General features: G+C 67.6%; 7 protein-coding genes. 2 read left to right on the top strand and 5 right to left on the bottom strand.

Features of this window, described 5'->3' with window-relative positions:
- Positions 1-261, top strand: a 261-nt coding sequence (locus JNK68_10375; GenBank protein MBL8540763.1) for a hypothetical protein, incomplete at its 5' end; no start/stop codon positions are given.
- Between the two features lie 2 nt (positions 262-263).
- Positions 264-1,079, top strand: coding sequence for a bifunctional DNA-formamidopyrimidine glycosylase/DNA-(apurinic or apyrimidinic site) lyase (gene mutM, locus JNK68_10370; protein ID MBL8540762.1), 816 nt, complete (start codon positions 264-266; stop codon positions 1,077-1,079).
- Between the two features lie 21 nt (positions 1,080-1,100).
- Here mutM and JNK68_10365 read toward each other — a convergent pair whose 3' ends face one another.
- The 5 genes from JNK68_10365 to JNK68_10345 form a co-directional block, all read right to left on the bottom strand.
- Positions 1,101-1,361, bottom strand: a complete 261-nt coding sequence (locus JNK68_10365) for a YfhL family 4Fe-4S dicluster ferredoxin (GenBank protein MBL8540761.1) — start codon at positions 1,359-1,361, stop codon at positions 1,101-1,103.
- A 17-nt stretch (positions 1,362-1,378) separates the two neighbouring features.
- A complete protein-coding gene (gene coaD, locus JNK68_10360) occupies positions 1,379-1,867 on the bottom strand; it encodes a pantetheine-phosphate adenylyltransferase (GenBank protein ID MBL8540760.1) in 489 nt (162 codons plus the stop codon).
- Entirely contained in the window at positions 1,864-2,394 is a 531-nt protein-coding gene (gene rsmD, locus JNK68_10355; GenBank protein MBL8540759.1) for a 16S rRNA (guanine(966)-N(2))-methyltransferase RsmD, read from the bottom strand. The genes coaD and rsmD overlap by 4 nt, the downstream gene beginning before the upstream one ends.
- A gap of 36 nt (positions 2,395-2,430) precedes the next feature.
- Positions 2,431-3,780, bottom strand: coding sequence for an insulinase family protein (locus JNK68_10350; GenBank protein MBL8540758.1), 1,350 nt, complete (start codon positions 3,778-3,780; stop codon positions 2,431-2,433).
- Positions 3,770-4,909 (bottom strand): insulinase family protein (locus JNK68_10345; GenBank protein ID MBL8540757.1); only part of this gene is annotated, 1,140 nt, incomplete at its 5' end. The genes JNK68_10350 and JNK68_10345, both read right to left, overlap by 11 nt.

Below are 4,909 nucleotides of genomic sequence, written 5' to 3'. Positions count from 1 at the left end.
CCCGGCCTGAGCCAGGACGATCTCAACCGCTGGGGCGACGACTGGCAGAGCGCGGCAAGCCTGCTCACGCAGCGGGTCACGGGCGCGGCGAAGGGGGATGCGATCACCGTCAGGCTCAAGAGCGGGAAGACGGTACCGCTCACCATCGTGCAGCGCGAACCGGAACTCGTGCTCCGTCGCGAGGACGAGGGGCTGCAATACCACTTTGCCGCCGCCGTCGGCACGCGACTGATGACCCCGCCCACGGCCGATTCGAAGTAGGCATGCCCGAGCTGCCGGAAGTCGAAACGGTGCGCCGGGGGCTCGTCCCGCTCCTCACGGGACGACGTGTGTCACGGGTGACAGTGCGCCATCGCGGCCTGCGCTGGCCGGTCGCGGCGAACTTCGAACGCGAGCTGGAGACGCGCGCGATCGTCGACGTCGATCGCCGCGGGAAGTACCTGCTGGTCAACTGCAACGGCGGCACGCTGATCGTGCATCTCGGCATGTCGGGCAGCCTGCGCGTGGTGCCGGCCGCGACACCGGCGGACAGGCACGATCACCTCGACCTCGTCCTCGACGACGGTCGCCTGCTGCGCTTCAACGATCCGCGCCGTTTCGGCAGCGTGCACTGGGTGACCGACGATCCCCTGACGCATCCGCTGCTCGCCGGGCTCGGCCCGGAACCGCTGGCACCGGGATTCGACGGCGATTCTCTCTACGTCGCCACGCGCACGCGCTCGGCGGCGATCAAGCTCGTGCTCATGGACAGCCACGTGCTCGCCGGCATCGGCAACATCTACGCGAGCGAAGCGCTGTATCGCGCCCGCATCCACCCCGCCCGCAGCGCGAACCGCGTGAGCCTAGAGCGCTATCGGCGGCTGGCGCAGGCCATCCATACGACCCTGGAACTCGCGCTCGCCGCGGGCGGCAGCACGCTGCGCGACTTCGTCGACGCCCACGGCGCGGCGGGGTGCTTTCAGCAGCAGTACACGGTGTACGGCAGGACAGGCGAGCCCTGCCACCACTGCGGATCGGCGATCCGCTCGATGCGCCAGGGGCAGCGCTCGACGTTCTATTGCCCGCGCTGCCAGCGCTGATAATTCCCGCGCCGGCGTCGGTCAGGCGGTGACCTTCTCCGCGATCAGGCTGCGGTACTTGAGCTCAAGCTGCTCCTTCGTTTCGACCACGTTCGGGTCCAGCACGATGCAGTCGACCGGGCACACCTCGACGCACTGCGAGGTCGCGTAGTGGCCCACGCATTCGGTGCACAGCGCCGGCGCGATCACGTAGATCTCCTCGCCCTGCGCAATGGCGCCGTTCGGACACTCCGGTTCGCACACGTCGCAGTTGATGCAGGCATCGGTGATGAGGAGGGCCATGGGAACTTCTGACGGGTTCAAAGGGAACTTGCTATTTTTTCACGCAAGCGCTGGGCAATCAAGGGTTGCACGAACTGGCTTACGTCGCCACCGAGCGAGCCGATCTCCCGCACGATGCTGGCGGAGATGAACATGTACTGCTCGGACGGCGTCAGGAAGAGCGTCTCGACATCCGGATGCAGCATGCGATTCATGCCCGCCATCTGGAACTCGAACTCGAAGTCGGACACGGCCCGCAGCCCGCGCAGGATCACCCGTGCCTGCTGCTCCCGCAGGAAGTTCATGAGCAGTCCGGTGAAGCCGACGACCTCGACGTTCGGATACACCGCCAGCACTGCCCGCGCCATCTGCACGCGCTCGTCCAGTTCGAAGATCGGGCGCTTCCCGCGACTGTCGGCAACCCCGACCACGACCCGGCTGAACAGGCGCGCGGCGCGGCGCACGAGATCCTCGTGCCCGAGGGTGATCGGGTCGAACGTGCCTGGATAGAGCACCGTATGGTTCATCGAGCCTCCCGGTCGAGCAGATGGAAGTGGACGCGTCCCGCTCTTTGCTCGCGCAGCATCCGCCACGGCGCCGCCGCCGTCAACGGCCGTCCGCTTTCGACATAGACCCGCGCGCCGTCGGCGAGGCAGGCCGTGACGGCGGTCAGCACCGCAGGCACGAGGTCCTGCGAGAACGGCGGATCCATGAAGACGACATCGAAGCGCCGGGTCTCGTGCCGCAGGCAAGCGAGCACGTCCGCCTGCACCACTTCGACCGCCTGCGCGCCGAGCCGCGTCACGTTCTCGCGCAGCGCGCTGACTGCCGTGCGATCGCGCTCGACCATCACCACGCGCGTCGCTCCGCGCGATGCCGCCTCGAAGCCGAGCACGCCACTGCCGGCGAAGAGATCGAGACAGGAAAGCCCGGTGAGATCCTGGCCGAGCCAGTTGAAGAGTGTCTCGCGCACGCGGTCGGGAGACGGGCGCAGCGTGTCGATCGCGGGAAAGTGGATGAGCCGGCTGCGCCACGTGCCGCCGATGATGCGCACCCGGTTCGTGCTCACCGCTCGCGCCGCCCCGAGGCGTCAGGGACGTGCGGCGGTGGTCTTGCTTTCCGGCGCGCCGACGACGACCGTCGCCAGCGCGTCCGGATGGACGCGATCGGCAAACGCGCGCTTCACGTCTTCGACGCTCACGCGCTCGACGTTGCCGGGAAATCTGTCGAGGTAGTCCAGCGGCAGGTCGTAGAAACCGATGGTGGCGATGTACTCGTGGATCTTCCGGTTGCTGTCCACGCGCAGCGGAAAACCGCCGACGATGTTCTGCTTGGCGGCGCGCAGTTCCTGCTCCGTCGGCCCCTTGGCGATGAAATCGCGGAGCGTGACGCGGACGACATCGAGCGCTTCTGCCGATTGCTCCTTCTTCGTCTGCAGCCCGATCTGGAACGGCCCCTCGAAGCGCAGCGGCTGGAAGGTGCTGTACACGCTGTAGGCAAGGCCGCGGCGGCTGCGCACCTCTTCCGTGAAACGCGACACGAACCCGCCGCCGCCGAGGACGTAGTTGCCGACGATGAGCGCGAAGTAGTCGGGATCGTTGCGCCGGATGCCGGGCGCGCCCATGAGGATGTGGCTCTGCGTCGCAGGATGGGCGATCCGTTGTTCGGAGGCACGCGCGAGCGGCGTCACGTCCGGCAGCCGGACCGCATCGGCCGGCGCCGGCGGCAGCCTGTCGGTCAGGCGTCGCGCGATCGCATCGGCCTCATCGCGGGTGACATCCCCCATGATCGCGACCACGGCGTGCGGCGCGTTGTAGTGCGCGCGATAGAAATCGACGAGATCCTCGCGTGTGAGGCCAGCGACGGTCTCCGGCGACCCGGCACTCGGCAAGGCGTAGGGATGGTCGCCATAGAGCGTCGCGAAGAAGGTCTTGGCCGCGATGGTCTCCGGCTTGGTGTTGGCCTCCCTCAAGTCCGCCACGATGCGGTTCTTCTCCCGCACCACCGACTCCTGCGGGAAGGTGGGCGACTGCAGCACTTTCGCAAGCACCGCGATCGCGGCGTCCTGCTCACGCGCGCTCGACAGGGTGCGCACACCCAGGCCGGCCCGGTCGAGATCGAAACGCCCGGAGAGCTGCGCGCCGACATCGGCGATGCGGTTCGAAATCCGGTCTTCGTCGAGGCCGTCCGCGCCGAAGCGGAGCATGTACTGCGTGAGCCCCGCCGCACCCGACTTGGACCGCGCGTCGAACGAAGAGCCGGCGGGGAAATCGACACTCACGTCGACGATGGGGAGGTCGTGGTTCTCGACGAAATAGACGCGCGCCCCGGTCGGGGTCGTCCACTGCTGGATCGTCGGCAGCGCCAGCGCCGGGTTCGCGCCCGCCAGCAGAGCGAATGCCGCGGCGGCGCACAGCAGGCGCCAGAGATCATTGCGCATGCCGCACCCCCGCGACGCTGGATGCGCGCCTGGCACCCTCGAGCGGCTGCGGGTCGAGCACCGCCACCGTCAGACCGTCATCGCCGAAGTATTTCTGTGCGACTTCCTGCACCTGCGCCGCGGTGACGGCCTTGAGCTTCTCGATCTGCACATCGAGCGAGCGGTGCGGCAAGCCGGCGGTCTCCAGCGTGCCGATCTGCATCGCCTGATAGAACATCGAATCGCGCTGGTACACCTCGCCCGCGATGACCTGCGCCTTGACGCGCGCGAGTTCCTCCTCGCTCACGCCGTGCTCGGCGATGCCGCGGATCTCGCTGCGCAGCGCAGCTTCGAGCGCCTCGACCGTCTTCCCCTCGGCCGGTGTGCCTTCGAGCAGGAACAATGTCGGCCCGCGCGTCACCGCGTCGTAGCTCGAGCCGACGTCGGTCGCGATCTTCGCGTCGCGCACGAGCGAGCGCGTGAGCCGCGCGCCTTCGTAGCCGTCGAGAATGCCGTCGAGCACGTCGAGCGCGTACGGCTCCCAGTCCTCCTCGACGTTCTCGATCTTCGGCACGTGATACGCCATCACGAGATACGGCAACTCGGCCGGCGCCTTCACCGTGATGCGCCGCTCGCCGCGCTGGACCGGCTCGTCCTGCGGCTTGCGCGCGGGCAGCGGGTGCGACTTGATGCTGCCGAAATACTTCTCGGCGAGCTTGAAGACCTCCTGCGCCTGGACGTCGCCGACGACCACCAGCGTCGCGTTGTTCGGTGCGTACCACTCCCGGTACCACTCGCGCGCATCGCCTGCCTTCATGTTCTCGAGGTCGTTCATCCAGCCGATCACCGGCGTGCGATAGGGATGGGCGCTGTACGCCGTCGCGAACATTTGCTCGTAGAGCAGCGCGCGCGCCTTGTCGTCGGTGCGCAACCGCCGCTCCTCCATGACCACCTTGATCTCCTTGGCGAACTCCTCGTCCGTGAGGTTGAGATTCGCCATGCGATCGGCTTCGAGTCGAAACATGAGCGGCAGCTCGGACTTCTGCACCTGCTGGAAATAGGCGGTGTAGTCGCGGTTGGTGAAGGCGTTGTCGCGCCCGCCGGCAGCAGCGACGAGCTTGTTGAACTCGCCGGTCGGCACGTCCTTGGT

The sequence above is a fragment of the Betaproteobacteria bacterium genome (assembly GCA_016791345.1).
Classification (GTDB): Bacteria; Pseudomonadota; Gammaproteobacteria; order Burkholderiales; family JAEUMW01; genus JAEUMW01.
The sequence above is the reverse complement of the archived record's forward strand: the minus strand, read 5'-3'. Positions and strand labels throughout refer to the sequence as shown.

Coding starts and splice junctions, on each gene's coding strand:
- mutM (MBL8540762.1), top strand. CDS start 264: ATGCCCGAGCTGCCGGAAGTCGAAACGGTGCGCCGGGGGCTCGTCCCG.
- JNK68_10365 (MBL8540761.1), bottom strand. CDS start 1,361: ATGGCCCTCCTCATCACCGATGCCTGCATCAACTGCGACGTGTGCGAA.
- coaD (MBL8540760.1), bottom strand. CDS start 1,867: ATGAACCATACGGTGCTCTATCCAGGCACGTTCGACCCGATCACCCTC.
- JNK68_10350 (MBL8540758.1), bottom strand. CDS start 3,780: ATGCGCAATGATCTCTGGCGCCTGCTGTGCGCCGCCGCGGCATTCGCT.